This window comes from Pseudomonas mendocina (genome assembly GCA_037482215.1).
Lineage (GTDB): Bacteria > Pseudomonadota > Gammaproteobacteria > Pseudomonadales > Pseudomonadaceae > Aquipseudomonas > Aquipseudomonas mendocina_E.
The window spans coordinates 2,351,081-2,378,047 of sequence record CP148074.1; the positions used below are offsets into that span (position 1 = coordinate 2,351,081).

At 54.0% G+C, this 26,967-nt stretch carries 26 protein-coding genes, 2 pseudogenes and 1 other annotated feature; of the genes and pseudogenes, 15 read left to right on the forward strand and 13 right to left on the reverse strand.

The genetic code is table 11. The features are described 5' to 3' along the window. The first annotated feature begins 9 nt into the window (after positions 1-9). From WG219_10755 to WG219_10800, 10 genes are all read left to right on the forward strand, one after another. The gene (locus tag WG219_10755) at positions 10-825 is read left to right on the forward strand and encodes a fumarylacetoacetate hydrolase family protein (protein ID WXL27891.1); all 816 of its coding nucleotides are present in this window, start codon (positions 10-12) and stop codon (positions 823-825) included. Between the two features lie 12 nt (positions 826-837). After that, positions 838-1,779, forward strand: coding sequence for an acetaldehyde dehydrogenase (acetylating) (locus tag WG219_10760; protein WXL27892.1), 942 nt, complete (start codon positions 838-840; stop codon positions 1,777-1,779). Between the two features lie 10 nt (positions 1,780-1,789). Beyond that, a complete protein-coding gene (gene dmpG / locus WG219_10765) occupies positions 1,790-2,821 on the forward strand; it encodes a 4-hydroxy-2-oxovalerate aldolase (protein ID WXL27893.1) in 1,032 nt (343 codons plus the stop codon). A 2-nt stretch (positions 2,822-2,823) separates the two neighbouring features. Further along, positions 2,824-3,612, forward strand: a complete 789-nt coding sequence (locus WG219_10770; GenBank protein ID WXL27894.1) for a fumarylacetoacetate hydrolase family protein — start codon at positions 2,824-2,826, stop codon at positions 3,610-3,612. Then, complete coding sequence (locus WG219_10775; GenBank protein ID WXL27895.1) at positions 3,602-4,027, forward strand: RidA family protein; 426 nt, start codon at positions 3,602-3,604, stop codon at positions 4,025-4,027. The genes WG219_10770 and WG219_10775 overlap by 11 nt, the downstream gene beginning before the upstream one ends. A gap of 12 nt (positions 4,028-4,039) precedes the next feature. Then, on the forward strand, positions 4,040-4,612 hold the full coding sequence (locus tag WG219_10780; GenBank protein ID WXL27896.1) for a 3-hydroxyanthranilate 3,4-dioxygenase: 573 nt from the start codon (positions 4,040-4,042) through the stop codon (positions 4,610-4,612). Further along, on the forward strand, positions 4,609-5,601 hold the full coding sequence (locus WG219_10785; GenBank protein ID WXL27897.1) for an amidohydrolase family protein: 993 nt from the start codon (positions 4,609-4,611) through the stop codon (positions 5,599-5,601). The genes WG219_10780 and WG219_10785 overlap by 4 nt, the downstream gene beginning before the upstream one ends. 701 nt (positions 5,602-6,302) lie before the next feature. Then, a complete protein-coding gene (locus tag WG219_10790; GenBank protein ID WXL27898.1) occupies positions 6,303-6,665 on the forward strand; it encodes a hypothetical protein in 363 nt (120 codons plus the stop codon). Between the two features lie 229 nt (positions 6,666-6,894). Beyond that, entirely contained in the window at positions 6,895-8,592 is a 1,698-nt protein-coding gene (locus tag WG219_10795; protein ID WXL27899.1) for a GspE/PulE family protein, read from the forward strand. Next, positions 8,589-9,692 carry an AAA family ATPase gene (locus tag WG219_10800; protein ID WXL27900.1) on the forward strand — a complete coding sequence of 368 codons (1,104 nt, stop codon included), beginning with the start codon at positions 8,589-8,591 and terminating at the stop codon, positions 9,690-9,692. The genes WG219_10795 and WG219_10800 overlap by 4 nt, the downstream gene beginning before the upstream one ends. 95 nt (positions 9,693-9,787) lie before the next feature. Here WG219_10800 and WG219_10805 read toward each other — a convergent pair whose 3' ends face one another. Next, positions 9,788-10,201, reverse strand: a complete 414-nt coding sequence (locus WG219_10805) for a hypothetical protein (protein WXL27901.1) — start codon at positions 10,199-10,201, stop codon at positions 9,788-9,790. Between the two features lie 250 nt (positions 10,202-10,451). On the opposite strand from WG219_10805, the gene WG219_10810 reads away from it, so the two are divergent. After that, complete coding sequence (locus WG219_10810; protein WXL27902.1) at positions 10,452-11,207, forward strand: 3-oxoacyl-ACP reductase family protein; 756 nt, start codon at positions 10,452-10,454, stop codon at positions 11,205-11,207. Between the two features lie 107 nt (positions 11,208-11,314). Here the strand turns inward: WG219_10810 and WG219_10815 are convergent. Then, positions 11,315-11,752 (reverse strand): annotated as a pseudogene (locus WG219_10815) (HlyD family efflux transporter periplasmic adaptor subunit). Positions 11,753-11,804: 52 nt separating this feature from the next. Here WG219_10815 and WG219_10820 point away from each other — a divergent pair. Together WG219_10820 and WG219_10825 are read left to right on the forward strand one after the other, a co-directional pair. Continuing rightward, a protein-coding gene (locus WG219_10820; protein ID WXL27903.1) for an IS3 family transposase occupies positions 11,805-13,027 on the forward strand; the annotation gives its coding sequence in 2 pieces (ribosomal slippage) (positions 11,805-12,090 and positions 12,090-13,027; 1,224 coding nt in all). Then, positions 12,083-12,199: a sequence feature (AL1L pseudoknot), on the forward strand. It overlaps the preceding gene by 117 nt. A gap of 771 nt (positions 13,028-13,798) precedes the next feature. Further along, positions 13,799-14,137, forward strand: coding sequence for a hypothetical protein (locus WG219_10825; GenBank protein ID WXL27904.1), 339 nt, complete (start codon positions 13,799-13,801; stop codon positions 14,135-14,137). 506 nt (positions 14,138-14,643) lie between these two features. Here the strand turns inward: WG219_10825 and WG219_10830 are convergent. The 4 genes from WG219_10830 to WG219_10845 form a co-directional block, all read right to left on the reverse strand. Further along, positions 14,644-15,729, reverse strand: a complete 1,086-nt coding sequence (locus WG219_10830; protein WXL27905.1) for a hypothetical protein — start codon at positions 15,727-15,729, stop codon at positions 14,644-14,646. A gap of 126 nt (positions 15,730-15,855) precedes the next feature. Then, positions 15,856-16,257 (reverse strand): helix-turn-helix domain-containing protein, encoded by a 402-nt coding sequence (locus tag WG219_10835; GenBank protein WXL27906.1) that lies wholly within the window; start codon positions 16,255-16,257, stop codon positions 15,856-15,858. 2 nt (positions 16,258-16,259) lie between these two features. Continuing rightward, positions 16,260-16,547, reverse strand: coding sequence for a type II toxin-antitoxin system HigB family toxin (locus tag WG219_10840; GenBank protein ID WXL27907.1), 288 nt, complete (start codon positions 16,545-16,547; stop codon positions 16,260-16,262). A 495-nt stretch (positions 16,548-17,042) separates the two neighbouring features. Further along, a complete protein-coding gene (locus WG219_10845) occupies positions 17,043-17,390 on the reverse strand; it encodes a hypothetical protein (GenBank protein WXL27908.1) in 348 nt (115 codons plus the stop codon). Here WG219_10845 and WG219_10850 point away from each other — a divergent pair. After that, positions 17,383-17,703 (forward strand): annotated as a pseudogene (locus tag WG219_10850) (transposase). The gene WG219_10845 and the pseudogene WG219_10850 overlap by 8 nt on opposite strands. 272 nt (positions 17,704-17,975) lie before the next feature. Here WG219_10850 and WG219_10855 read toward each other — a convergent pair. The 5 genes from WG219_10855 to WG219_10875 all read right to left on the reverse strand — a co-directional run bounded on the left by WG219_10855 (position 17,976) and on the right by WG219_10875 (position 24,784). Next, complete coding sequence (locus WG219_10855) at positions 17,976-19,712, reverse strand: EAL domain-containing protein (protein ID WXL27909.1); 1,737 nt, start codon at positions 19,710-19,712, stop codon at positions 17,976-17,978. 1 nt (position 19,713) lies between these two features. Then, positions 19,714-21,276: a PAS domain-containing methyl-accepting chemotaxis protein gene (locus WG219_10860; GenBank protein WXL27910.1), complete on the reverse strand. Its 1,563-nt coding sequence runs from the start codon at positions 21,274-21,276 to the stop codon at positions 19,714-19,716. Between the two features lie 469 nt (positions 21,277-21,745). Then, positions 21,746-22,618 (reverse strand): hypothetical protein, encoded by an 873-nt coding sequence (locus WG219_10865; protein WXL27911.1) that lies wholly within the window; start codon positions 22,616-22,618, stop codon positions 21,746-21,748. 40 nt (positions 22,619-22,658) lie between these two features. Continuing rightward, positions 22,659-23,429 carry a hypothetical protein gene (locus WG219_10870; GenBank protein WXL27912.1) on the reverse strand — a complete coding sequence of 257 codons (771 nt, stop codon included), beginning with the start codon at positions 23,427-23,429 and terminating at the stop codon, positions 22,659-22,661. A 194-nt stretch (positions 23,430-23,623) separates the two neighbouring features. Next, the gene (locus WG219_10875; GenBank protein ID WXL27913.1) at positions 23,624-24,784 is read right to left on the reverse strand and encodes a hypothetical protein; all 1,161 of its coding nucleotides are present in this window, start codon (positions 24,782-24,784) and stop codon (positions 23,624-23,626) included. A 138-nt stretch (positions 24,785-24,922) separates the two neighbouring features. Between WG219_10875 and WG219_10880 the strand changes: the two genes are divergently transcribed. After that, a complete protein-coding gene (locus WG219_10880) occupies positions 24,923-25,237 on the forward strand; it encodes a hypothetical protein (protein WXL27914.1) in 315 nt (104 codons plus the stop codon). A gap of 104 nt (positions 25,238-25,341) precedes the next feature. Here WG219_10880 and WG219_10885 read toward each other — a convergent pair whose 3' ends face one another. Continuing rightward, the gene (locus tag WG219_10885) at positions 25,342-25,770 is read right to left on the reverse strand and encodes a hypothetical protein (GenBank protein WXL27915.1); all 429 of its coding nucleotides are present in this window, start codon (positions 25,768-25,770) and stop codon (positions 25,342-25,344) included. After that, on the reverse strand, positions 25,763-26,491 hold the full coding sequence (stbB, locus tag WG219_10890) for a StbB family protein (GenBank protein ID WXL27916.1): 729 nt from the start codon (positions 26,489-26,491) through the stop codon (positions 25,763-25,765). The genes WG219_10885 and stbB overlap by 8 nt, the downstream gene beginning before the upstream one ends. Between the last annotated feature and the right edge of the window lie 476 nt (positions 26,492-26,967).

Genomic DNA, 26,967 nt, shown 5'->3' on the forward strand with positions numbered 1-26,967 from the left:
AGACTGACTATGCATCCTGCTCTTCTTGAGGCTGCAGATCGATTGCAGCAAGCCCTTAAACACGGAACACCCTGCTCCCCTGTTCGCGATCTTATCGCCCAGGTAGCCGGTGACCATGAAAGCGCGAACCTTGTGCAATTGGCTTACGCCGTTCAGCAACACAACACAGAAACGGCCATCGCCGCGGGTGATCGTCTGGTCGGACATAAAATCGGCCTCACCTCACGCGCAGTGCAGCAGCAACTGGGGGTTGATCAGCCAGACTTCGGCGCTCTACTGGCCAGCAACTGGCGCGCAGACAACCTGCCCATTGCTTGGGCTGATACTCAGCAACCCAAAGTTGAAGCTGAAATAGCCTTAGTGCTTGAGCATGACCTGCTGCACGAGCGGCATACGCTCGCTGACATTCTGCGCGCCAGTGCGTTTGCCCTGCCCGCTATCGAAATTGTTGGTAGCCGCATTCACAACTGGGACATTCAACTTGCCGACACCATCGCAGACAACGCCTCAAGTGGACTGTTTGTGCTCGGTAGCCAGCCCCGTGCACTTAACAAAGTGGATTGGGTTCGCTGCGGTATGCATATGAACCTTAAGGGTGAGCCCGTTTCTGTTGGGGCCGGTGCAGCCTGCATGGGCAACCCGCTAAATGCCGCCGTGTGGTTAGCGGACACCTTAGTTGCGATGGGCACACCACTTCGTGCGGGCGACATTGTTCTCACTGGCGCCCTGGGCCCGATGGTCGCGGCCAATCCTGGTGATGTTTTCACTGCCCACATTCAGGGCCTTGGCAGCGTCACCGCGATGTTCGATCTAGCCGACCAGTAAATAGGTGCACTGATGAGAAAAATAAAAGTCGCCATCATCGGTTCCGGCAACATCGGCACCGACCTGATGATCAAGATCATGCGTCATGGCAAGCACCTGGAAATGGGCGCCATGGTCGGCATTGACCCTAACTCCGACGGCTTGGCTCGCGCTGCGCGCCTGGGCGTTGCCACCACCCACGAAGGCGTGGTCGGCCTGACCAAGATGGACGTGTTCAAAGACATCGACTTCGTATTCGATGCCACCAGCGCGTCTGCCCACGTTAAGAACGACGAGTTCCTGCGTTCGATCAAGCCGGGCATCCGCCTGATCGACCTGACTCCGGCGGCAATTGGCCCGTACTGCGTACCGGTGGTGAACGGTGCTGAACACGTCGACAAGCTCAACGTGAACATGGTCACCTGCGGTGGCCAGGCCACTATTCCGATGGTCGCAGCCGTTTCCCGAGTGGCTAAAGTCCATTACGCCGAGATCATTGCCTCCATCGCCTCCAAATCCGCTGGCCCGGGAACCCGAGCCAACATTGATGAGTTCACCGAAACCACCAGCAAAGCCATCGAAGTGATCGGCGGCGCGGCGAAGGGCAAGGCGATCATCATCATGAACCCGGCTGAACCGCCGCTGATCATGCGTGACACCGTTTTTGTCCTGTCCGAAGCAGCGGATCAAGCGGCTGTTGAGGCCTCCATCCTAGAGATGGAAAAAGCCGTCAACGCCTACGTGCCGGGCTACCGCCTGAAGCAGAAAGTGCAGTTCGACGTGATCCCAGAAGACGCGCCGCTGAACATTCCTGGCCACGGCAAGTTCTCCGGCCTGAAAACCTCCGTATTCCTTGAAGTGGAAGGCGCGGCGCACTACCTGCCTGCGTATGCCGGCAACCTGGACATCATGACCTCCGCCGGTATGGCCACCGCTGAGCGCATGGCCGAAAAAATGCTGAACGGCGAGGCCTGAGGACATGAGCATGACATTTGATCCCAGCAAAAAACTCTACATCTCCGACGTAACCCTGCGAGACGGCAGCCATGCCATCCGCCACCAGTATTCGATCCAGAATGTGCAGGACATCGCCCGCGCCCTGGACGAAGCCAAGGTCGACTCCATCGAAGTCACCCACGGTGACGGCCTGCAAGGTTCCAGCTTCAACTACGGCTTCGGCGCTCACAGCGATCTGGAGTGGATCGAAGCGGCTGCCGACGTGATCAAGCACGCGAAAATCACCGTGCTGCTGATCCCCGGTATCGGCACAGTTCACGACCTCAAAGAAGCCTACAAAGCCGGTGCTCGCTCCGTTCGCGTGGCCACTCACTGCACCGAGGCGGATGTCTCCAAACAGCACATCGAATTCGCCCGTGAGTTGGGTATGGATACGGTCGGCTTTTTGATGATGAGCCACATGATCCCGGCCGAACAGCTGGCCGCTCAGGGCAAGCTGATGGAGTCCTACGGTGCCCAGTGCATCTACATGGCGGATTCCGGCGGTGCCATGAACATGAACGACATCCGCGACCGCATGCGCGCGTTCAAGTCGGTGCTCAATGCTGAAACCCAAACCGGTATGCACGCGCACCACAACCTGAGCCTCGGCGTGGCCAACTCCATCGCTGCGGTGGAAGAAGGCTGTGATCGTATCGACGCGAGCCTCGCCGGCATGGGCGCCGGTGCGGGTAACGCGCCGCTGGAAGTGTTTATCGCTGCGGCTGAGCGTCTGGGCTGGAACCACGGCACCGACCTGTATCGCCTGATGGATGCTGCGGATGATCTGGTGCGCCCGCTGCAGGACCGCCCGGTCCGCGTCGACCGCGAAACATTGGCGCTGGGTTATGCCGGTGTGTACTCCAGCTTCCTGCGTCACGCCGAAGTGGCCGCCGCCAAATACGGCCTGAAAACCATGGACATCCTCGTCGAACTGGGCCGCCGCCGCATGGTGGGTGGGCAGGAAGACATGATTGTTGACGTTGCCCTCGACCTTCAGGGCCAGCCTCAGGAGCACTGATCATGCAGCAAGACCTACATAAAATAGCTGATGCACTGGATCTCGCGGCTCGCAGCGCCAATGCCGTCAGCCAGTTCAGCAGCCACACCCCCTTCTCGCTCGAACAAGCCTACCTGATTCAGCGTGCTTCAATGCAGCGCCGTTATGACATTGGCGAGCGCAGTATCGGCGTCAAACTCGGCTTCACCAGCCGGGCGAAGATGGTGCAAATGGGCGTAGACAGCCTGATCTGGGGCTGGCTGACCAATGCCATGCTTGAAGAGGATGGTGGCTTTATTGATTTACAGCGCTATATCCACCCTCGTACTGAGCCTGAAGTGTGTTTTATCACGCGCAAAGCCATTGACCGCCCCCTCACACAGCTTGAGGCCGCTGACTATCTTGAAGCGGTTGCTCCGGCCGTTGAAATCATCGATTCCCGCTATCAGAACTTCAAATTCACGTTGGAAGACGTCGTCGCGGACAACTGCTCATCAGCCGGTCTAGTGGTCGGTCCCTGGTCCCGTGATTTCAGCGGTCTGAGCAACGCTGGGGTGCTGGTACGCATTGACGGGCGGGTTCGCCAGACTGGCTCGACCGCCGCCATTCTGGGCCATCCCCTGCGCAGCATTGTGCAGGCTTCGCAACTGCTCAGCGCGGCAGAGCTGTGCCTGCCAGCGGGAAGCCTGATCATGGCGGGCGCAGCGACCGCTGCCGAAGCACTGCATGCGGGCAGCCATGTCAGCGTTGAAATCGCCGGATACGGCGAATGTGGATTCAGTGTTAAAGGAGCACCAAGCAATGAGCACTAATCGCGCCACTGTATTAGCTGACAAGGCAAAACCCCGCGGGCGCTTCCCACACATCAAGCGGGCCGGGGATTTTCTCTATGTCTCCGGCACTAGCTCACGGCGTCCGGATAACAGCTTTGACGGCGTTGAGGTCGACGAGTTGGGCGCAACCAATCTGGATATACGCGCCCAAACCCGAGCGGTGATCGAGAACATCCGCGACATTCTGGCCAGCGAAGGCGCGGGCCTGGCAGACCTCGTAGAACTCAGTAGCTATTTGGTCGATATGAATGACTTCGCAGGCTACAACGAGGTGTATGCCGAGTATTTCGATGAAACCGGGCCGACCCGCACAACCGTAGCGGTGCACCAGCTACCGCATCCGCACCTGCGTATCGAAATCAAAGCGGTCGCCCACAGCCCGTTACAGCGCTAAGGAATATAGGCAATGGATAAGCACCACTACAGCCCGCCGCTGAACTTTAAGCGCTGGATTGATGATCACCAGCACCTGCTTCAGCCACCGGTCAACAACCAGCAAATCTGGCAGGACGCCGACTACATGGTGACCATCGTCGGCGGCCCCAACCAGCGTACTGATTTTCATGATGATCCAATGGAAGAGTTTTTCTACCAGTTCAAAGGTAATGCCCACTTACTGATCTGGGACCGTGGCCGCTACGAGCGCCTGGACCTGCGCGAAGGTGACATTTACCTGATGGCGCCGCACGTCATCCATTCCCCGCAGCGACCCGAGCCCGGCAGCTTGTGTCTGGTTATCGAACGTCAACGCCCACAGGGTTCCCTTGATGCGTTGCAGTGGTCATGCGCCCGCTGCGGAACAGTGATCAAGCGTTATGAGATGCAACTGAGCAGCATCATTCACGACCTGCCACCGGTTTATCAGCAGTTCTACGCCACTTCTGATGAACAACGCCGCTGTAGCAATTGCGGCGAAATACACCCTGGCAGCGACTGGCAAGCCTGGCACCGAACTCATGAAGCAGTGAAACACTCATGAAAATCGATATGCACAGCCACTTTTTCCCGCTCATCAGCCAGGCTGAGGCTGCCAAGCTCGATGAGCAGCGCGCGCCCTGGCTGCAAACCAACGGCCGAACAGGACAGATCATGCGAGGCAGCCAGCCTTTCCGCCCCGTTCATGATGCCCTGTGGGATATGCAGCGTCGTGTTGAGCATTTGGATGAGCAACAGCTGGATATCCAGATCATGTGCGCCACGCCGGTCATGTTCGCTTATGAAGCCCCGATCGAGCGCGCCCTGCCCTGGGCCCAGTTGATGAACGACCGGGCAATCGAAATGACCGCCGACTACAGCAGTCGCCTTAAAGTGCTTGCTCAGGTGCCGCTGCAAGACATTGAGGCAGCATGCCGTGAAGCGAGCCGCGCCAAAACACTGGGCCATATCGGTATACAGATCGGTAACCACGTGGGTGACCGGGATCTGGATGATCCGGCCCTTATCGAGTTCTTGACTCACTGTGCCAACGAAAGCATCCCGGTGCTGGTTCACCCATGGGACATGATGGGTGGTGCCCGCATGCGTAAATGGATGTTGCCTTGGTTAGTGGCCATGCCCGCCGAAACCCAGCTGGGTATTCTGTCGCTGATACTGTCAGGCGCTTTTGAACGTTTGCCTGACTCACTGAACATTTGCTTTGCCCACGGAGGCGGTGCATTTGCGTTCTTGCTAGGCAGAGTGGATAACGCTTGGCGGCACAGGGACATTGTTCGCGAAGACTGCCCGTATCTGCCATCCAGCTACGTGAATCGTTTTTACGTGGACTCAGCTGTGTTTGATCCCGGTGCACTAAAGCTGTTGGTCGATACGATGGGCAGTGATCGCGTCATGCTGGGGTCAGATGCGCCCTTCCCCCTTGGCGAGCAGCGAATCGGGGCTGGCGTTAACGAGCATCCTCTACTGGTGCAGAGCGATAAGTCACGGATTCTCGGACAAAATGCCCAGACGTTTTTTGGCTTGAACGGTTAAGGCAGAGACCGCCTCATTAATGGGGCGGTGCAACTCAAAGGCGCGGCCCTGATAAAACAGGCGCCCTGCTCCTCAGCGCCTAGCAGCACTCAATCTCGTCCAGTCGAATGTCACGCTAATTACGCACTAATGCGCTTGATAGTTATTTTGCGCATAAAAACATTAATGACTTTCAATATTATAGCGTGTGTATGTGCTTGCCAAACCCAGCAATGGTTATTTTGGCGCACCTACTCACTCTAATAATACTTGTCCTGGCATCTTATTAAATCCAAGCTTTTATAATTTCAACTTTAATAGCTCATCTGCATAACGACAGTTTGTCTATGCTCAATAATTCTCCACGCGCCAACTGATCGATTCTCATTTGCTACATATGCAGAACAGCACATACAGTGCCTGCAACTAAAATAACATCCCTAGAAATGGGTATATTTGCTTAACTTGAAAAATTTAACCAAAAAACATAACTCCTCACAGCACTTTCAGTCAGACACAAAGACTCGCAAAAGTAATAAAATGGGAATACGGCTAAAAATTAGCCACCTGTTTTGGTCGTTTTAAATCGAGCAAAACCTAACCAATAAGCGCCATTATAAAAATAACCTCGTCTGCGTAAAAACCGGGCAAGTTAAATATTGCCCAATACAGCTGGTAATTGTAGGTGCGCATCAACTCTGCACTGCAGTAGGAGTTATTTGATGGAAACAAACCACCCAAGGATTCGCTCTGCGCTGCGATCGATTTCTCGCAGCGACTTTATTAATGGAAAAGATCTTCCGCTTTCCACAACTGGGCATTCGATTCCGCGGGCTGAGGTAGTCGGCCTAATTCTTTCAATTCTTCCTGATATCAACCCTACCGATGTAGTCATGCATGTTGGTGGAGGCTCAGGATACTTTGCTGCTGTGCTCTCCAAGCTCACCGAGCGCGTCCTCTATGTTGAGCAAAACACGTACGTTGCAGAGGCCGCTAAAGAACGATTTGAGCGCTTAGGCTTGACCAATATTGAGGTCATCCCTCAGTCGGCTGAAAGCAATATTGAGCTCGACAAACCCCTGTGACTTAGTTATCTGCACAACGTTTATAACGAATATCTCTAAGCTACAAGATTACCTGCTAGAAGCAGGTAACTTAGTCTGCCTAGAAGATAAGGTTGGATCAGAGTATACCTTGGTAAGCTACACCAAGTGTGGCGGAAAGTTGGTTCGTGGGCATTCACTCGGTCGTGTAGATTTTAATCGCAACTCCGAGCAAATCTTGATCGACATGGGGGTCGTCAATGAGCCCTCATTGGAGCAGGCAAAAGCGCAAGCGGCCGCTGAAGGAAGTAACGTTCTAGACATCCTCAATCGCAAAATGAACCTTGAGGAAGTCGGCCTTTATCGCTCATTAGCGCTTCAGCGCGGCATGAAGTTTGTGGATGCCGATACACTTATCCCGTCGCTAAATGTGGCTTTGTTCCGTCGGTTTTCACGGGCCTTTTTGGACATTTCTCGACTGATCCCAGTAGCACAGAACGATACAACACTCACATTCATCACCGATAACCCAGATGCTCGCGCTGATATGGTTGAGCGCCTAAGCCCTAACCTGAGTGTGGAGTGCTGGTTAGTAACGCCAACCGACTTCAGACGTGTTTGGGGTGCATTGAATTTATGTGCGCAGGGAAAACGATTTGCAGCCGAACAATCATCTCAATCAGCCTTTGACGATGCTGGGCGCTATCAGCAACTGGACGACGATGCTGAGCAGCCCGAGGATGACCACGATCATGTAAGTCCATACCTGGTTTCCGTTTACGAAGCCATCCTGATGGATGCTGTTCGAAACAAAGCCAGTGATATTCATATAGAAAAGTATGGCAAGCGTGTTCGCATCCGCTTGAGGATAGATGGTGATTTACAGGACCTGCCGCAGTACCCGCTATCCCCTCGCGAGTTCAAAGGCATCATTAACGTCATTAAGCTGCGCGCAGACTTAGATATTGCCGAGAGCCGCCTGCCACAAGGCGGACGCTCGCGCTTACAGCTGCGCAACATGTCATACGACTTGCGGGTGCAGGTACAACCTTCGCACCACGGTGAATATGCGGTCATCCGCCTGCTCCCACAGACTGGACGCGCGATGACTGTTGCCGAACTCGGCATGTCTCCTCTGATTGGCTCCTATTACGAGCGCTTGCTGGATAACCCTGCTGGTTTAGTGCTGGTGGTTGGTCCTACTGGCTCAGGTAAATCCACGACTCTATACGCAGGCCTGCAAAACCTGGCGGACGATGGGCGACGCAAAGTCATTACGGTTGAGGACCCCATCGAATACTCAATTGATAATGTCCAGCAGACCACAGTACGCAGCGATATCGGCTTTAGTTTTGCCGATGCCATGCGTTCCTTCGTGCGCCAGGACCCTGATGTGATCATGGTCGGTGAAATCCGCGACAAGGAAACCGCCCTGGAGGCTATTCGCGCTTCGCAAACCGGTCACATCGTGCTTTCGACCTTGCACAGTAACGATGCCGTCGATTCTCTACAGCGCCTGTATGACTTAGGCATTCACCCTAACTCGATTGCAGCGGAGTTGCTGGCGGTCATTGCTCAGCGTCTGGCGAAACGAATCTGCAAGCATTGCCGCGTGCCAGCGGTACCTGACCCGGCGATCCTTGCTGAGCTATTCCCCGATGGTGCCCCTGCTGATTTCCGCTGTTTTGAGGGCAAGGGATGCGAGAACTGTGGCGGTCGCGGCACACGGGGACGCGTCGCGATTATCGAATACATGGGAGTGGATGACGATATTCGCAACGCCATCTCCAGCCAGCCCCCAATCGGTGAGTTGCGTTGGCGTGCGCTTGATTCAGGGCTTATCACCATGCGTGACAGCGCTATCGATCACGTTATCGAGGGTGTCATTCCCATGTCTGAATTGCCGCGAATTCTTCCTAAAGAGCGTATGGCCCCCGAAGTCCGCGGCGGTCGGAGGAACCCAGTATGAATGCTCTGAATAACAGCAAAAAAGCAGCTCAGCGCCAGCCCGCTGAAATACTTTTTTATGATGAGTTGGAACGATTAGCGGCCCTGGACCTTGGCCCAATTCCACCTGGTTGGCGCATGTCGCCAATTGCCGTTGAGAAATTCATCTTGGGCGATGAAACCTTGGGCATCGAACGTAAATTCGTAGCCGATCGTGCGATGGTCACACGCATCATCATTTCGCTCTGCACAAACAGGGGATGCTTACTCGTCGGTGAGCCTGGCACGGCTAAGTCATGGCTGTCTGAATTGTTAGTGGCGGCTATTTCTGGCAACTCCACGCTCACCCTACAAGGCGGCGCAGTCACACAGGTTCAGCAGCTCTTATATAGCTGGAACGCAGCCATCCTTGCCAGCAAGGGGCCTTGTTTCGAGGCAGTGGTACCGAGCCCGTTATTACGCGGCATGATGGAAGGACGGCTTGTCCGCTTTGAAGAAATCGCCCGCTGCCCACAGACCCTTCAGGATTCCCTGCTCTCAATCCTGTCAGATCGTGTGGTGGTAATTCCTGAAATAGCCGGTGATGACGGTATCATCTTGGCTCGCGAGGGTTTCAACCTCGTAGCCACATCCAACAGCCTTGACGCTGGCGTGCATGAGATGAGTGCAGCCCTGAAGCGGCGCTTAGACTTCGAAGAGATTCGTCCAATCAAAAACCTGCCTGATGAAATCGGCGTCGTTCTGCGGGATGTCAAAAAAGCCAACACTCGCGCAGGCATTGAGATGGAGCTTGATGTTCGTCTTATCGAAGTGCTGGCCACAATGTTTCATGAGCTGCGCAATGGCCAAACCACGGATGGTCGCAGCACCAGCCGCTTAGCCGGAGCAGCTTTATCTACCGCAGAAGCAGTATCCGTGGCACACGCAGCGTGCCTCAGTGCTTGGTATTACGGTGACGGGAAGATGACAGTAGAGAACCTGCTCCATCACATCATCGGCTCCGCGCTAAAGGACAATCCAGATGACCGCAGAAGGCTCAAGTACTACTTTGAAACGGTCATAGCACCACGTAAGGAAGAGCCTTGGGCTGAGGTCTATGCGTTGCGTTCACTGGTTCAATAGCCTGGCACTGTAAGTCGCTAGACAGATTGAAAGGGCTGAGTGTGTGCAGTGAAGTCTGCCGTCAGCCCGTTCATGCGTTTGAATCAGGCTAGGTGTTAGCTCGAGTAGTCCAACACAGTCCAAACCTTGCTAACCGACTGACCAAGCTCACAGCCAGAGCCATTAACGCCTGACTGACTATGGACGAGCATTAGGCTGGTAATTCCATCTGCCGCATCTGATCGCTCACTCAGCCACTGCATGCGCCCACAGTTTTTTGTCTCGATCACATAGCTGGCTGCTACCGATGCCTCTTGGCTACCTGCCTTGATGACATCCACCACGAGGCCCTGCTCCTGCGTGCGCTTACCATCCGCCACCTGTACGGCCCATGCTTGTTGACCGTCAATCACTAAATAAGCGCCGTTGACTCTCGGCTGGTCGATTTGGGGTTGGGCACACCCCGTCAAAGCCATCATCAGTAAGCAAGTAGTAAGCAGATTCCGCATTGCCAGTAACTCCTCAGTCATGACGCCATGCTTTGCTCGACCCTCGAACGACACGGCCAGATTGGGTATGTGCCTTTACTATCAGATAATACTGGTTATTTGTACAGTATTATTTTCTAGCCCGGTCAAACGTTAAAAACACATGCATGAAAGCGCCATGAAACCGATGTGGCCAACGACCATGCAGCAGCTAAGCGCTCGATTTACCTCTGGATTTGGCCCCTGATTACAATGATTATTGACCAGATAACAATCACAAAAAGAGTCCAACATGAGTCTGAATGGCAAAGTAGCCCTAATCACTGGCAGCAGCTCCGGAATCGGTCAAGGCGTTGCCTTGGCCTTTGCGAAGGCTGGAGCGAGAGCCGTAGTAATCAATTACCCACATGCATCTGAAGCAGCCGCAGCTGCCAACGTGTGCGGACAACTGAGAAGGCTTGGCTGTGAGTCGATCGCTGTCTGTGCAGACGTTGCATCAGAGGCAGAAGTCGATCACATGATCCGCCAAGTGCTTGAAGTGTTTGGGCGTGTGGATATATTGGTCAATAACGCAGGCATTGCGCATAACCATACGGTCGAGCAGTTACCGGTTGAGGTGTGGGATCGCGTCATGGCCGTTCACTTGCGTGGGACGTTCTTGATGACCAAAGCCGTACTGCCCCTTATGTACGAGCAGGGTTTCGGGCGAATCATCAACACCGTATCTCAGCTGGCCTACAAAGGTGCTCCGGGCTTGAGTGCATACACAGCTGCCAAGGGCGCAATCTTGTCATTTTCACGTTCGCTCGCTTTAGAAATCGGCGCCCGCGACATCACCATAAACTGCGTAGCCCCTGGCGCAACATACACACCGATTCTTGAATCAGTGCCAAGCGAGACCTTACAGGCAATCAAGAGTGGCATCCCGCTCGGCCGTATCGCCGAGGTAGACGATATTGCCCCGAGCTACGTATTCCTGGCTTCAGAAGCTGGAAGGCATTTCCAAGGGCAATGCATCAGTCCTAATGGTGGAGATCATTTTTTGTGAGCCGAGCGCATAGCCGACAAACGCGGACTGCCACAACTTTCACCTTTAGGCTTGTGTCAGCTTAATTAGCGGTACTAAGAGCCCCTGACTCATCAGGGGCTTGCCGTTTAGTAAAGTCGAGCCTTAACAATAGGCTTCAATAGATAACTCAGCAGGCTTCGCTTTCCCGTTTGAATATCGATCTGCGCGACCATGCCTGGGCGAATGGGCAAAATCTCGCCTTTGTGCTCAAGATGCGAACTTTCTGTCGTGATCATCACTTTGTAGAACGCCTCTTTCCCTCGCGCAGTCTCCTCCTCAATGGTGTCCTCACTTATCTGCTCTACGACGCCTTTAAGGTCTCCATAAATGCTGTAGTCATAGGCAGTGATTTTGACGCTTGCAGGCATCCCAGGCGCAACAAATGCCACATCCTGTGGACGCACCTTGGCCTCCACAAACAACTGATCCTCAACCGGTGTAATCTCCATGATGATTTCACCTGGCTGTATCACACCTCCTAGCGTGTTGATGAGGATGTCATTCACACGCCCCCGGACAGGCGAGTTGAATCGCCCCGGGTTTCGTGGAGGCCTCAACTCTTGAGAAGATGAGGCCATGAAAAAGACTACGACCTACTCCCCTGAAGTCCGTGAACGTGCCGTGCGCATGGTTCTGGAACACCTGAACGACTACCCCTCCGAGTGGGCCGCCATTGAAGCCATCGCGCCGAAGATTGGCTGTGCAGCGCAAACGTTGCATGGCTGGATTCGCCGCCATCAGACCGACGCAGGCCAGCGTCCAGGCCCGACCACCGAAGAGCGCGAACGCATCAAGGCGTTGGAGCGGGAGAACCGGGAATTGCGCAAGGCCAATGAAATTCTGCGTCTGGCCAGTGCGTATTTTGCCCAGGCGGAGCTCGACCGCCGCACCAAGTCCTGAGGGCTTTTGTCGATCAGTACCGTGACCGTCTCGGGGTCGAGTCGATCTGCCGTGTCTTGCAGATCGCCCCGTCCGGTTACCGCAGACATGCGGCCCAACTGCGCAATCCGGCACTGCGTTGTTGCCGTGCTCAGCGCGATGAGGCGTTGAGCTTGGAGATCCAGCGCGTGTGGGATACCAACATGCAGTGCTATGGCGCGGTGAAGGTTTGGAAGCAGTTACTGCGAGAGGGCCTCAAGGTCGCCAGATGTACGGTGGAGCGGCTAATGCGGCGAGCTGGGTTGCAGGGAATTAGGCGTGGCCAGGTTGTACGGACGACGGTGGCCGGCGACAAGTCGCTGTGTCCGCTGGATTGTGTCCAACGCCAGTTCCATGCTGAGCGCCCGAACCAGCTGTGGGTGTCGGATTTCACCTATGTCTCGACCTGGCAAGGCTGGCTGTACGTGGCGTTCGTGATTGACGTCTTTGCACGGCGCATCGTCGGCTGGCGAGTCAGTACCAGCATGAAGACCGACTTCGTGCTGGATGCCCTGGAGCAAGCGCTGTACGCCCGACAGCCACATCGTATGGGTGGCCTGATTCACCATAGCGACCATGGCAGTCAGTACGTCTCGATCCGCTATACCGAGCGGCTGGCAGAGGCCGGCATTGAGCCTTCGGTTGGCAGCAAGGGCGACAGCTACGACAACGCCTTGGCCGAGACTATCAACGGGCTGTACAAGGCTGAACTGATTTACCGGCAGTCATGGAAGAGTCGTGAAGCTGTTGAGATGGCGACCTTGAAATGGGTGCACTGGTACAACCACCAGCGGCTGTTGAGCTCAATCGGGTATATCCCGCCTGCGGAGGCTGAGGCAAACTTCCACCAGCAACAAGCAAGTCAGGCCATGGCGGCCTGACTTAAACGAAACGGCCTCCACGAAACCCGGGGCGATTCAGAATGGCATGTATACAGTTGGCCCAAAGGCAATGAGCAGCGGTTCAGAAGCTACGAACAAGCTTTGGATTACCTCAGAAAATCATCAGTTGCTCACTGGAGGAGACCAAATGAGATAGGTAACTGGGGGATTGTCACGGGAATAGACTGGGTTGCTCAGTAGCTACAAGAGTGCCAAGCCATCGATAACAGATGGCTTGGCAGCTTTTAAATTTCAGAGAATCGCCTATATCCCACTGAGGCCTCACACCTGCCCGCTTACCTGAACTCTCCGTTAACCGGGCTCTTGATCACATGCAACGAGTCTCAACATAGCCAGGCTAAATCCCGTCCCCGACAAATCACTCAACTTGGTCACTCTTTTTGATCTGTAACAAGTCTCAATTGGGTGGACCTCCACCTACCTGCAACAGGTGGATCCCTATATCGGTGACCTTCTCTTAAAGCAGGTTACGACCAAACCCTCCCCGCCCTACATCCCCGACGAACTGCATCCCTTGCCACGCCCTGACGGCAAACTGAAACAGCCAGTCAGCTACCGCACCGGCAACATCACACTTGAACCTTTCATCAAAATTTTGCATCCAGGTGCCAGCAAGTGGACAGGCGACCAGTGCCGTCCCTGGCTGGATGTCATTCCGATGATCAGCAAGCTCGACGAGAGCAAGACCAGTCACAAGCCCGTGTCATGGGAGGAGGTACCTGAAAGTTGCACTGACACCGGGAGATTGCCGTGCCGGAAATCGGTGCCAGTGTTTTCATCATCCCGTCAGACTTTGACAGCCGCCACGAGCGGTCCGCGTTTAAATACAGGGACGAACGCTTGGTGGTACTGAACGACGTGAGCAGAAAAGTGATTGATGGCCAGCGCCGACTGGATCCGCTTTACGCCTTCCCCTACCGAGTTCCGACCGGGGCCGCATATCGAATGAATGATTCAGCGTCGAAAGAAGCCAGTGTGGGGCCGCAGCAATACTACAAACCGGCCAACCCCGGTTTTGCCCGGATCCGAATCCACGATCTGAAACACACATCCGGGCGCCGGCTACAATCGACCGGGGTTTCTCATTAGGGCAGGCATTACTGAGTCACAAAAACGGCAACTTCACCAGCCATTACACAGCGGCCGAGCTGGACCAGCTGATCATTACGGCGAATAAAGTTTCAGTAACCGACAACCGGGCACCGGTACTGACAATTCTAAGGAGGGCAAAAAGATGAAAAATGGGCTAACCCCCACAAAATCCCCGCAGTGATTTTTTAGGGGTGGAAATGAAAGCGGCCCAAGACACGTAAGTGCTTGAGCCGCTTAGGGATTTTTGGTCGGGACGGAGTGATTCGAACACTCGACCCCTTGCACCCCATGCAAGCTATCAAGGGCACACTGAAATCCGTAAGCAATTGAATTAAAAGGCTTTATCAGAAGATCTATTCAATTTCGATTGGTGTAAATTGACAAGAATCTGCTGCTTTGACAACGCAAAACCGCGGCTTCCAGAGGAGTTTTGCAGCTCATTATGGAGCGCTTTCAGCCATACCCATGGCAATCCTGGCATACGCACTACTGGCCCAAAGCACTCAACGATGATCCTTTTTGGGGACGGTTTTCTTGCGCAGCCAAGCGTATTGAACAGGATCAATACTCAGCAGCTGGCCTATCACAGACTCTCTCTTCACCTGAGGCATACGCCCCAGCAGAGATCGAATTTCCGATTCAATGCTCCCTGCTTTAGCACCCCGCTCCTCTGCCTTTGAGTACCATTCATGCCCAAGGGCGACGTTACCCATCTCGATGTTCAGCGCCCCAAGAAGTGTGCACGGTCGAAAGCTATTCGGCAGAAGCCGGTGTGCTTCGTCCGCGAACTTGAGTGCTTCGTTATAGCGACCAAGATCGCGCATCACGCCACCATGAGTGGTGCGAACCGCCGACCTCAGCTTGGCTTGCTTGAGGGCTCCATCCTGGATCTTCTCCAGGAGGTCATGCGCTTCCTTCGAGGCATCGCATTTGCGCAGGTGACCACTGGCATTCACCAACTGCCAAACATCACCCGTCTTGCGAAACTCACCAAGGTAGTAGTCGGCCTCAAGCCGATTGTGGGCATACAGGATTTCCTCACTGGCGTACCCCCTGCCCTGGCTCTTCAGCCATACGGTCTCTGCCTCGGAAAGACGTTCTGCACTGTCCAGCTTGCGCAAAATAACCATCAGTTGCCTGAAGTCAGGCTCATCCACGAAGCCAAAAACACCGTACTTTTCTCGCAGCTCGAGATTCTTTTGGCGAGCGATGAATTTCGGATCACTTTCGCGCTGGACTCTCTCTGCATGGAGGCGAGCCATCATGGCAACGTGGCGAGCCTCAGCCGCCTCCCGCTCAACCTGCCGCTGTTGCTCAAGGACTTTCTGATGCTCGGCAGCAGCGGCGACCCTGGACGACTGCTCAATCGGCGCGAGCAGAAGAAACTGTGACTCAGAAACTTCACCGATAACGAATTGCGCCAAGCTCTTGAGCCCATTTTCAGTCAGGAAGCGCAGCCCCAGGGCACTCAATGGTTTACCTTGGGAAAAAGCCTCCAAAAGGTTAGACAGGCGTGAACCAGAGACTGAAGCGCCCGGTAAATCATCGACCCAAAACCGTTTCGCAAGGGTCAAATGGTTGTCTGACATCAGCGCTCCATGCTTCGAAAAATTGAACAACGTACCGGTGTCAAACTATGCAGCGTTCCATGAGAGCCCTTAGAAAAAATCTCTCAACGACCTCATAGCCCCCAACCGAACGAAACGCCTAGCGCTCTAAAAAAACACATCCGCTGGGACGCCAAAGCGATCCGAGAGAGCACGGATGTGCCTTACATTTAGCTGGCGTTTACCTGCCAAAACCTCGGAAATAACTGACTGGGTACCGACCTCAGGCAAATCGCCCTGGCTCAGGTCATGCTCCTGCATGAGGTAACGAAGAACCTCCACACCGCCCACTTTGGGTAATGGCCGATGAAGCTCATCGTAAGCTTCGATCATGTCACCCAGTTGAGAAGCCAGGCTGGCCAGCGGATGATCTTCATCATCGCCGACCACGATCAGCAGCTCATCCAACGCCTCTACGAGAGCATCATAGTCATCTTCGCTCGTCGGCTTGGTGAGCAACGGTGCAACGTAACGCCAGTGCTCACAAGCCTGCTTGATCAATGCGGACATGATTACTCCCTCCACTTGCCTTTGTCGTACTCAGCATGATCCAGCACATGCTGAATAAACACCTTCTGTGCCCTGTAATGAACGATGGCAATCAGCCGCAGCTTGTTGCCACCGATGTCGAACACATGCAGAGGCCCTACCTTATCAGTCGCCGGAAAGAGCCTCTTCATCTCGGCGAAATCCCGCGGCGCACTTGCCTTCACCAGCCGATACCAAGCCTCAAGCGCAGTCGCTGAGCGAGGCCATTTGGCCTGTGCCTCCCAGATTCGCTTCTGTGTAATGACGTGCATAGCGCCTCTATCGCACCTTGCGATAGCAGGCATGGTAACGCGCCCGCCCCAGCATCGCAAGATGCGATACCCTGATCCATAGACATGAAAATAGCATCAGTTTTAGCTAGCGACTTGAACGCTGCCTACTGCACGTCTACGCCGTTCCAGGCACCGCTACAGCCCAGTGAATCCGGCGTCTGCTGGTTTGGGAAGGTTTGCAGCGGCCTGGATTTTGCCCCCAGTTTTGCCCCCAAAATACGCGGGGCAAAAATGCATCAGTTGATCCCTAGGGAAGGCGTATACCCCATTCTCCAAAATGGACAAACCGTTTGCGGCTACGACTGCACCTAATAGACCCATACTATCATCAGGGCCTTACACCATTTCAGCCACCTAGGCAGCCATGATTCAAAAGCTGCCGCTCAACGGTGTCTACCAAACTAGGGCGATTCAGGCCCGCATTATTAGGCGGGTGTACCGAGTGCGATTTTCCGCTCTCGGAGGCGACTACGCCTAAGCCGCTTCAGCGCGTCGCTTGTTCAAGCCGTCACGCCAGGCCTTGAGTGCTTCCAAGTCCTGACGCAGCTCTGGCTCCTCCGGAATAAACACAGGTATCTCGCTCGATTGACTGTGCTCGTAGCAGCTGTACTTGGTCATCAGCGTATCAATCAGTTCGCAGTCCTTTGGCTCAATGTCCTGGACAGCACGCAGCCGGTTATCGGTAGTAATGCTACGCCGGTGTCTGAGCACGACCTTGTTGAGCAAGTCCTCTTCAACCGACCGCTCAATTAGCTTGCGAAACTCACTGCAAATTCCCTGGGCGAGCATCCGATAAGCCGGAGCACCACCCGCCTCGGCCACGGCGAAAGCCTTGGATTACAGCCTAAAACGCTGGGTAGCGCTGACGCGCTACCAGGAAGATGGTGCTGTGCCCATCGACAATAACCAGGTCGAGAACCAGATTCGTCCATGGGCCCTGGGGCGCTCGAACTGGTTGTTTGCCGGGTCGCTACGCAGCGGCAAACGCGCGGCGGCGATCATGAGCCTTATCCAGTCGGCCCGCATGAACGGGCATGATCCGTATGCCTATCTCAAGGACGTGCTGACACGCCTGCCGACGCAACGGGCGAGTGAGGTCGGCCAACTGCTGCCGCATCAGTGGGCGCCTGCCTGAATCACGCAAGGTGAGTTCGGCGGACGCTTACCGTTGGCACCGTATGTATGTGCGGTATAGCCGCTAGTAATGCAAAGGAGTGTGATTGGCCTGATTGAGAACGTTCCCTGTAAAGTTGCTCGTGGCCTGCTCATAACAAGGCCAAGCTTGTTATGAGCCTCTTCCCAGATACTCTTCAAGGGGCCGCCGATTAAGACTTCAAGGCGGGCGATCAATAGGATCATGTCCAGTGAGGCGTACTGGGGCCGGTGCAACGGCAAGTGTTTGCCCTGCTAACGCCGCTCCCGCAACCACTCAATTAGTTCAGGTAGTGGCATCGGCCTGGCGAACCAGAAACCTTGCCCTTGAGAGCATCCTGCCTCCCGCAGGAAGGCTAGCTGCTCCTCCGTTTCAACCCCCTCAGCCACCGTGCGCATGCTGAGTCCTTTGGCCATACCGAGAATGGCCTGCACGATAGCTTGATCGCTACGGCTTTCAAAAAGACCAGAAACGAACGATCGATCGATCTTCAGCTTGTCAAACCGCAACTTTTTCAAGCGGTTCAACGACGAAAAGCCGATGCCAAAATCATCCATTGCCAAACGGATACCGGCCTCATACAGTTCATTCGAGGTCTGCAATACCTGGGCCGAAGAGTTCATTGCCACATCTTCGGTGATCTCAAGCTCCAAACGCTCAGCCGGCAGTCCAGTGCTGACAAGTAACTGATGAACCAGCGCGCAGAATCCGGCTTCACTGAACAACGGGGCACAAATGTTGACCGCTACCACCACATCCAGCAGGCCCGTTTCGATTAGCGTCATATTGTCTTTGCACGCCTGGCGAATTACCCAGCGTCCAATAGTCGGCATCAGGCCGTATTCCAGTGCTACAGGAATAAACTGATCAGGTGCCACCAGGCCATTAACGCCATCACGCCAACGCAGCAAGGCCTCCATGCCGCACGGCTGCAAGGTCTGCATATCGAACTGCAACTGGTAATGCAACTCGAACTGCTCTAGCGAAATGGCCCTGCGCAAGCGGCTGAGCAGGCGATAGACCTGCTCGGATCGTTCACGTAACGCTTGATCGAATAGGCGAATACTGCCGCCACCTTCCACCTTGGCCTGATACATGGCGATATCAGCTTCATTCATCACCTCATCGGCTGTCAGACCGTCATCGGGGTACAGGCTGATGCCGATACTTGCACCAACACTCAGTGCCCGATTATCAATGACGAATGGCTCCTTCAGCGCCTCCATCAACCGTGCGGCGATGTTGGAGGCTGTTTCCCCTTTGGAATCTAGAATGATAGAGACGACGAACTCGTCTCCCCCCACCCGACCTAATAGGTCACTATCGCGCAAGGTTTTCTGAAAGCGCTCAGCTGTTAGCTTGAGCAAGCGGTCGCCAACCTGATGACCATGGTTGTCGTTGATCTGCTTGAAACCGTCCAGATCGATGAACAACACCGCAATTTTCCGCCCACTGGCCTGACAAGCCTCAATGGCTCTGGACAGCCCTTCAATAAACTCACGTCGATTGGCACACCCGGTAAGCCCGTCGTATTTGGCCAGAAAGGCAATGTGCTCGGTGAACTTGCGGCGCTCACTGATGTCGTGGCAGATGCCGACGAATAACTGCTGGCCATCCTGACTGAACTCACTGACGCTCAAATGCAGCGGAAAGCAGCTGCCGTCTTTGCGCTGGCCCGTGACCTCTCGGCCAATGCCGATGATCTTGCGCTCACCGCTGGAGCAATAGTTGTTTAAATAACCGTCGTGCTCCTGGGCATACGGTGCTGGCATCAGCATGGAGATGTTCTTGCCGAGCATCTCGTCCGAACTGAAGCCGAAAAGCGTTTGTGTAGACTGGTTAACCGCCTGGATAATACCGCGTGCGTTGATGACCATGATGGCATCTACAGCGGCATTGAAAATGGCACCGGCAAGCGCTGACTCCAGGCCATCCCATGTATTCGGTTCCGCCCCGTCAGGCACCTGATTGTTCTCTCCCGGTTTTCTCATTTCAGTTACCGAAGCGCTCAACCAGTGCATGCATGGCATGTGATGTCTGTTTCAAGTCGTTGCCCACCTGCGCGGACTCTCCCGCCAGCTCGGCATTATGGTCAGAGGCTTGGGCAATGCGCGTGATCTGCCGGGAAATATCCTCGGCGACATGCGCCTGTTCTTCTGATGCCGCCGCCATCTGCTGGCCCATGTCATGGATCAAGCCAACGGCGCTACTGATTCCTTGCAGCGCCTCCTGGGTAGCGATCACCTGCTGCACACCGGCGGCGGCCTCTTGGGTGCCGGCCTGGGCTATCGTCACCGCGTTCTGCGCCCCCGCCAACAGTGTCTTGATGATGTCCTGAATAGCCTTGGTCGACTCCTGGGTCTTCGATGCCAAGGCTCGTACTTCATCTGCCACCACGGCAAAGCCCCGGCCCTGTTCACCGGCCCGTGCCGCCTCGATGGCCGCATTCAAGGCTAGCAAGTTGGTCTGCTCGGCAATTGCCCGAATCATGCCCGCCGCCTGTTCAATAGTTTGAGTGTCGCGCGCCAATGCCTCCACCGAATCGCTAATCCCGGACACCGTATGTGCCAAGTTCTCGATCACGTCGCGTGTCTTGCCAGCCTCGGCAGAGCCGTTACGAGCCAGTGTATTAACCCGCTGCGCCTCATCTGCGGTGCGATGAACATGTGCTGATACCTCGGCAATCGAGGCCGCCATCTCATGCATGGCAGTTGCCGTCATATCGGCCTCGCTTCGCTGAGCCAGCAAAGAGGTTTCGGCGCTGCTGGTCAATTGACCGCTGCGTTGGGCCAGCTCTGAACTATGGTCGGCATAATCCTCAAGCCGGCTAAGTACGGTGCTAATTCGCGCGCGCTCACTGATCAACGCCATTTGTATTTGGGCAGGTTTACCAGCCAAGTCGGTATAGGTGCGAGCAATCAGTTCGCTATCGAAGGCCCCATGCACAGTATTTTGCAAACGCAAAAACAAATGCTCGGAAAGCCGATTTTGCCAAGCCTGTAATGCAAAAAACGCAATCACTGCGCAACCGCTGGCAATTGCCGGGGAAATGAGCAGAGACACTGCCAGCACGAGTAGGCTGGCAAGCAGAGGCATAGCCAGCACCCGCAAGAAACGCGAAGCTTTGCCTGCTGAATCGCTCCACGTTCCAGAGCGCATCCGTGCATACAAGGCAGAGGCCCTGCGCACTTGCTCGGCATCCGGTTTTACCCGTACTGACTCATACCCCGTCACCCGACCGTTTTCGGTTATCGGCGTCACATAGGCGTTGACCCAATAGAAGTCACCGTTTTTGCAGCGATTCTTGACGATGCCCATCCAGGCCTTGCCGGCCTTGAGGTGACTCCACATGTGCGCGAATACCGCTTCTGGCATATCCGGATGGCGCACGATATTGTGCGGGGCTCCCAGCAGCTGATTACGTTCGAAGCCACTGATGCTGACGAAGTCATCATTACAGTAGGTGATGGTGCCATGCGTATCCGTAGTCGTGATCAAGCGTTGAGTGGCGGTGAAATCACGCTCTCTCGTAGTCACAGGGCCATTGTTTTTCATCGAGTAAAGTCTCGGAATAAATATTCCGATTATAGCAAAAAGCCATCATACCAAAAAGCTATTTTAGCATCCCGGATGATTAGCTGAATCGGCAATTGGTCGTATATCTTTTGAGTGAAACCGGGCAGTTGCAGTCAGTTTTTTGCGGTCGTCCCATACCATGCGTGAGCAGCATGCTGCCAGTAGCTTGCCTTGCTGAGCAACTTGCCAAAGTGGAGTACGCGCCCTCCGGAGCTTGACACCGCTGAGTGATTCGCTACGCCCGCTGACGGGGCGCCTTCAAACAGGCTTTGAGCTACGTACGATGTATTATCACGCTGCCTGACGCCCCTGCCACAGACTGATGCGCATCTGGCACAAATGCTCCACGAGCACGCCCGCGAACGCTTGACGATCCTGTCGTCGCGTACCTAGCTGGGGAAGGCGCTGCCCCGCTCAGTTGTAAGTTCATCTATCAGCCAGCAGCCTGCTAGCTCTGTGGATCAGCATATAAAGAAGCAGGTAACGACTCGCTCTCGAGCCGTATAGGACGCCCTGCACCAGAGCGTTTTCCTCCCCATTGCCCTCGCACATCCGCGCGGCAGCGATGCCACCCCTCGGCCCGTATTAGCATCGGCCAGATCAGTAATGGATGCTCGTACAGATGCTGATTGATAAGTCGATAAATTTGATTGGCCTTGGGTGGCAGGCCATCAGGACAGTGCAATAGATCAACCAGCATGCTCACGGCATTCGTATCGTTGAGCTGCTGCTGTCGTTCCCCGAGCAACTGCCACAGCAACGGGCGATGCTCAGTCAGCCAAGTCACAATGCCCTGTTCGGGGAGCAGCACCACGGGAGTAAAGAGCCCTTCATGGAACTCCGTCACCTCCCTGGTCAGGATGCGATTTACCGCCTTATCGAACCGCTCTCTTTGGCGAACGCCTGATTTGTAGCGGGCCGCCGCAGCTTTCGTTCCGACCTCATCCTGAAGCGGAACATTGGGGGAGTGGTGTGCGCAGAGCTTTCTTCCTGGCAATGGCTGCCGCCAACACAGCGTGCAAAAGCTGAACGGATCAAGTCGCAGGCCATTTTCCAAGCGCAAATGGCTCTGCACGGAAATCTTCAGTTGAGTACACATGCTGAGGAAGTAGGTGACCTCAATGACAGTCGGGAACGTGTACTCCCTTGGCGGCCAAGTCGTGTAGTGATGGATAAGCTCCACTGCCTTCATTACTTCAAACAGCAGAGGGGTGTTGCTCTTGCCAACGCAACATCCCAGCTCGGCATAAATTCCCCAGATGCCATTCCAGGTCGCTATGCGCTGCCCATAAAGCACATGGCAATGCTCAGGTGGGATCAAGGGCTGTAGATGTCTTCATATGTCGAAGAATTCGCATTCATTACGCCGGGTCACCCAAGCCATCAACTGGAGCGAAGATCCAGCCTTCCTTGACGGGTACATTTGGCTCCGGCTGGAGCAGCTTTTGCGGCTGAAAGTGAAATAGCCAGGCGATCAGGGCGCAGGTCAATGCGTCCAGTTCATCCCCATGATGGAATCCCTCTGGCAGTTCACCACCGGCTTGCCCCCTAACACCGAATTCATGATGCAATTCGGCCATACTGGTCGAGCGCTTGCAGCCGCTGGGATATGCCTCAATTGCACGCAAGCCCGCACCATCCGTCCATACCCCGCAGGTCTCAATTTGAGGGGCGAAACGGGCCAGCACATGCATGCCCTTGGTGGCCTGGCTACCGATCATGTCTTTCAACGCTGACAGTGGACTCAGCCCCCGCTCAAATAGAAGACGCTCAGTTCGGCGGAACAGGTATGGATTCTCTGATGATCGATCAATTGAGTCAGCCGCATGGCTGTTTATCAACAGATCGATGAATCCTTGAGAAAAACCCAACGGGGTATCGATGGCCAAGACCACCGGTGCGGATTGGCCATGGTCATCCAGCTCGCAAAGTCCCAAGAGCCGATTGATAAAATCATCTGTACCCACTGACTGATTGATTACACGGCGAAGGCTTCCGCGCCAGGGCCTCCCCATGAGCTTCCGCTGGCTATCGAGAACGACCAGGGCATCGCGACTGCTGGGGTTCTTGTCGCAGTTCCAGGCTCCTACGTCCCAGCCAATGAAAAGCCCTGAGCTTGCATAAGCAGCCATGCTTTACCCTCTTGCTTAGTGGTGTACATAGGTCAATCCCCACACCGCGCATCAGCGCTGAGCGAGGAAAGAGCCACTCAATCCTTGGGGAAGCGCCTGTTCCATTCTCAAAGCAGGCCTCACCATGTGCGGCCATGACGGCATGGCATAGACGCAGGCTTGCATAAGGGCCTTTCCCCGTTCCGCCTGTGCCCTCAGCGGCGGCGGTCTTTCGCAGCGGGCTTCTTGCGCAGCCAAGAATATTGAACAGGATCAATACTCAGCAGTTGGCCAATCACAGAATCTCGTTTCTCATGCGGCATACGCCCTAACAGAGATCGAATTTCTGACTCGATGCTGCCAGGTTTAGCGCCCCGCTCCTCAGCCTTCGAATACCAGTCATGGCCCAAGGCGATGTGCCCCAACTCAATATTCAATGCCCCCAGAAGAGTGCAGGGTCGAAAACTATTCGGCAAAAGCCGATGCGCTTCATCCGCCAACTGGAGTGCATCGTTATAGCGACCTAGATCGCGCATCACGCCACCATGGGTGGTGCGAACCGCCGACTTCAGCTTGGCTTGCTTTAGGGCACCATCCTGGATCTTATTCAGGAGATCATGCGCTTCCTGCGAGGCATCGCATTTGCGCAGGTGACCACTAGCATTCACTAACTGCCAGATATCTCCCGCCTTGCGAAACTCGCCCAGGTAGTAGTTGGCCTCAAGCCGATTGTGGGCATGGAGGATTTCCTCAGTTGCGTACTCCCTGCCCTCGCTTTTCAGCCACACTGCGTCTTCTTCTGAAAGACGCTTTGCACCGTCCAGCTTGCGCAAAATCGCCATCAGTTGCCTGAAATCAGACTCATCGACGAAGTCGTCAACACCATACCGCTCTCGCAGCTCGCGATTTCTTTGACGAGCTATATATTTCGGATCGCTTTCTCGCTGAAGCCTCTCGGCATGGAGGCGAGCCATCATGGCTGCGTGGCGAGCCTCAGCCTCCTCCCGCTCAACCTGCCTCTGTTGATCAACAGTCTTCTGGCGCTCTAAAGCAGCTGCAACCCTATACGACTGCTCAATCGGTGCAAGCTGAAGAAACTGTGATTCAGAAATATCGCCAGCAACGAATTGCGCCAGACTCTTGAGCCCATTTTCAGTCAGAAAGCGCAGCCCTAGGGCAGTCAATGATTTACCGTGGGAAACAGTTTCCAATAGGTTAGACAGGCGTGAACCAGTGACTGAAGCCCCCGGTAGATCATCAACCCAAAACCGTTTGGCAAGGGTCAAATGGTTGTCTGACATCAGCACTGTCCTTAGCAGAATGGTACGCACGGTAATGCCATCATACCCCATCACTGCTGCCCACGAGTCAGCCATGGAAAAACGACCTACGCTTACCAATACATCATTCGAGAGAACTGCTATATTAAACATCAACACCCAGCATTGACGCATGTCCGTGCTTTCTGCCGAACAGGCAGCTGTATCACTCCCACTTACATATAGGAGTTAGCAATGCTAATCCAGCTGCTTGACTATTCGATTGAAAATGAAGGCTCTACCAATGCCTGGGCTAACATTTCGATTAAAATTGATAACATTGGCCCGATAAGGTGGCACATAACTCCAAGCGAATGGAACCAACAGGATTTCGACATTGGAATTGGCGCCCCATCGGATGAAATTGACATCTCCGGCCTTTCCGCCGCAGAGAAAACCCAGCTTTTCGGAGCAGTCATTGAGGATGAGGACATCTACGACTTGGAGTCCAAAGTTTCTCAAGCCCTGAAATCCGAATTTAAAGAGATCATGAGGAAAATCAAAAGCTAACCCATAGTAGCCACTGAGCAAATATAGACCCACTTAAGCCCGCAGCCTCGCTCGGGCTTTTTCAGCTCAAAGGCCATTTATTGGCTCCTTCCCACGCACCATTACTAGTTAATCAACGCCTGCACAAACCAGAAGCATCCACCACCCATCACACCTCCTACAAACAGCAACAAAGACGCCGATATCCACCTGAAACTAGCTACGGACTTTTTATGGCCTCGTAGCGCCCGTCTTTTCGAGCATGCCGCCAACAGCACCTCAATATTCAACAGCCGCTCATCCAACTCTCTTGACGAGTTACTCGACAATCCAGTACCGATGCGCTCCACCCTTGAAACTTCATATGAAAGCCACTCGATAGTCTCGATTAACCCAGGAGCCCCTTCAGCCCCATGAAGCATGACTTCTAAACGCTCAAGCTTATCGACAGATATCTTTATAAAATCCAACCTTCCTATAATTTCATCAACGTATTCATAGAGGAGACGAATTTGGTTTTCATGCCTCGTCAAGGGCCTCTTATAATCACTCACCCCTACCTCCGCATAGAACCAAGAAAGCTTCATCAAGCTGACGGGAAGTAGACTCTGCCTTCTTGCCAACGTTGAGCATTTTTACCAATCTATAATATTCATCAGGACTGGATGCCTGCCTCCTTAACCCATCCTTGATGTCCTTTAAATTTGGCACAAGCTTTTCACACGCGACCTTAAGGCTCATCTTCAAATCGGCCAGATCCGCATAAATGTCATTTTCGAAAACCATGCAACGTGGATCCGCAATGAACTCACCTGTGCTTTCAGCAGCGTAGACAATTTCAGGAAACTCCTCAGAAACATCTCTTTTTACCCTATTAAAAACCACTCTGATTCGCTCCTTTTCCACCCCCATAGCCGCTAACATACGCGCAGTTAGAATGGACTCCGTCTGCTCTTTAGCTCCTGGAACAACCGGAACGATGAATAGATCAACCTCATCATGGCCTGCATTAAACGACGTAAGTCCTTCGAAAAAGGCTTCAGAATTTGACGCACCAACATCGACTACTAGGTCATCGTTCACGACCATTTCCAAGTAGATTTTCTTGAACTCCTCCCCCCTTAACATTCCAGAAGCACTCACCAAATCGCGGGAATCTTGATTTATAGACTCTACAACCAAAAGCTTTGCCCCGTTCATTCGCGGCACCAGCATATGAGCTGACAATGTCGACTTACCTTGATTCCCACTGATGCCCGCAACTACTACTTTCATAATCAACACCTATTTTTAAGAAATTTATTTAACTCACCCGGATTGCTAATTGACTCCTTCTTTACCACTGGCAGCATTAAACTTTCCGCACTACTGACCATTCGATTAGCAACCGTATCGAGACCGCCCCTGTTCCTGACCAACCCTCGCCCTGTGACCCTCAAGTAGTTCTCATACTCCTCTCTCATGTCATTAACCAAAAATCGATATAAACTTGACAGAGAAATGGCGACCCCTTCGCTCACCAGACAATCTCTAATCTCCTGCAACGACTTAAAGTCTCTTAGCGATTCGACTAAATAATTGCGCTTGGAATGTAGAGCAATTCTTGCTTTCCCCTTCGACATATCGCCCCCTCTTTTCACTCATTATGCGCACACTTACATAACAATAGAAGTTTACAGACCTGAAATACTGGTTATATAAACAAGATTTTTTGAAAACATACCATTGCACGTGAAAACTCAAGACAACAC

Excerpts from the sequence above, each read along its gene's own strand:
- WG219_10755 (WXL27891.1), top strand. The coding sequence starts at position 10 with ATGCATCCTGCTCTTCTTGAGGCTGCAGATCGATTGCAGCAAGCCCTT.
- WG219_10760 (WXL27892.1), top strand. The coding sequence starts at position 838 with ATGAGAAAAATAAAAGTCGCCATCATCGGTTCCGGCAACATCGGCACC.
- dmpG (WXL27893.1), top strand. The coding sequence starts at position 1,790 with ATGACATTTGATCCCAGCAAAAAACTCTACATCTCCGACGTAACCCTG.
- WG219_10770 (WXL27894.1), top strand. The coding sequence starts at position 2,824 with ATGCAGCAAGACCTACATAAAATAGCTGATGCACTGGATCTCGCGGCT.
- WG219_10775 (WXL27895.1), top strand. The coding sequence starts at position 3,602 with ATGAGCACTAATCGCGCCACTGTATTAGCTGACAAGGCAAAACCCCGC.
- WG219_10780 (WXL27896.1), top strand. The coding sequence starts at position 4,040 with ATGGATAAGCACCACTACAGCCCGCCGCTGAACTTTAAGCGCTGGATT.
- WG219_10785 (WXL27897.1), top strand. The coding sequence starts at position 4,609 with ATGAAAATCGATATGCACAGCCACTTTTTCCCGCTCATCAGCCAGGCT.
- WG219_10790 (WXL27898.1), top strand. The coding sequence starts at position 6,303 with ATGGAAACAAACCACCCAAGGATTCGCTCTGCGCTGCGATCGATTTCT.
- WG219_10800 (WXL27900.1), top strand. The coding sequence starts at position 8,589 with ATGAATGCTCTGAATAACAGCAAAAAAGCAGCTCAGCGCCAGCCCGCT.
- WG219_10805 (WXL27901.1), bottom strand. The coding sequence starts at position 10,201 with ATGACTGAGGAGTTACTGGCAATGCGGAATCTGCTTACTACTTGCTTA.
- WG219_10810 (WXL27902.1), top strand. The coding sequence starts at position 10,452 with ATGAGTCTGAATGGCAAAGTAGCCCTAATCACTGGCAGCAGCTCCGGA.
- WG219_10830 (WXL27905.1), bottom strand. The coding sequence starts at position 15,729 with ATGTCAGACAACCATTTGACCCTTGCGAAACGGTTTTGGGTCGATGAT.
- WG219_10835 (WXL27906.1), bottom strand. The coding sequence starts at position 16,257 with ATGTCCGCATTGATCAAGCAGGCTTGTGAGCACTGGCGTTACGTTGCA.
- WG219_10840 (WXL27907.1), bottom strand. The coding sequence starts at position 16,547 with ATGCACGTCATTACACAGAAGCGAATCTGGGAGGCACAGGCCAAATGG.
- WG219_10855 (WXL27909.1), bottom strand. The coding sequence starts at position 19,712 with ATGAGAAAACCGGGAGAGAACAATCAGGTGCCTGACGGGGCGGAACCG.
- WG219_10860 (WXL27910.1), bottom strand. The coding sequence starts at position 21,276 with ATGAAAAACAATGGCCCTGTGACTACGAGAGAGCGTGATTTCACCGCC.
- WG219_10870 (WXL27912.1), bottom strand. The coding sequence starts at position 23,429 with ATGGCTGCTTATGCAAGCTCAGGGCTTTTCATTGGCTGGGACGTAGGA.
- WG219_10875 (WXL27913.1), bottom strand. The coding sequence starts at position 24,784 with ATGGCTGACTCGTGGGCAGCAGTGATGGGGTATGATGGCATTACCGTG.
- WG219_10880 (WXL27914.1), top strand. The coding sequence starts at position 24,923 with ATGCTAATCCAGCTGCTTGACTATTCGATTGAAAATGAAGGCTCTACC.
- stbB (WXL27916.1), bottom strand. The coding sequence starts at position 26,491 with ATGAAAGTAGTAGTTGCGGGCATCAGTGGGAATCAAGGTAAGTCGACA.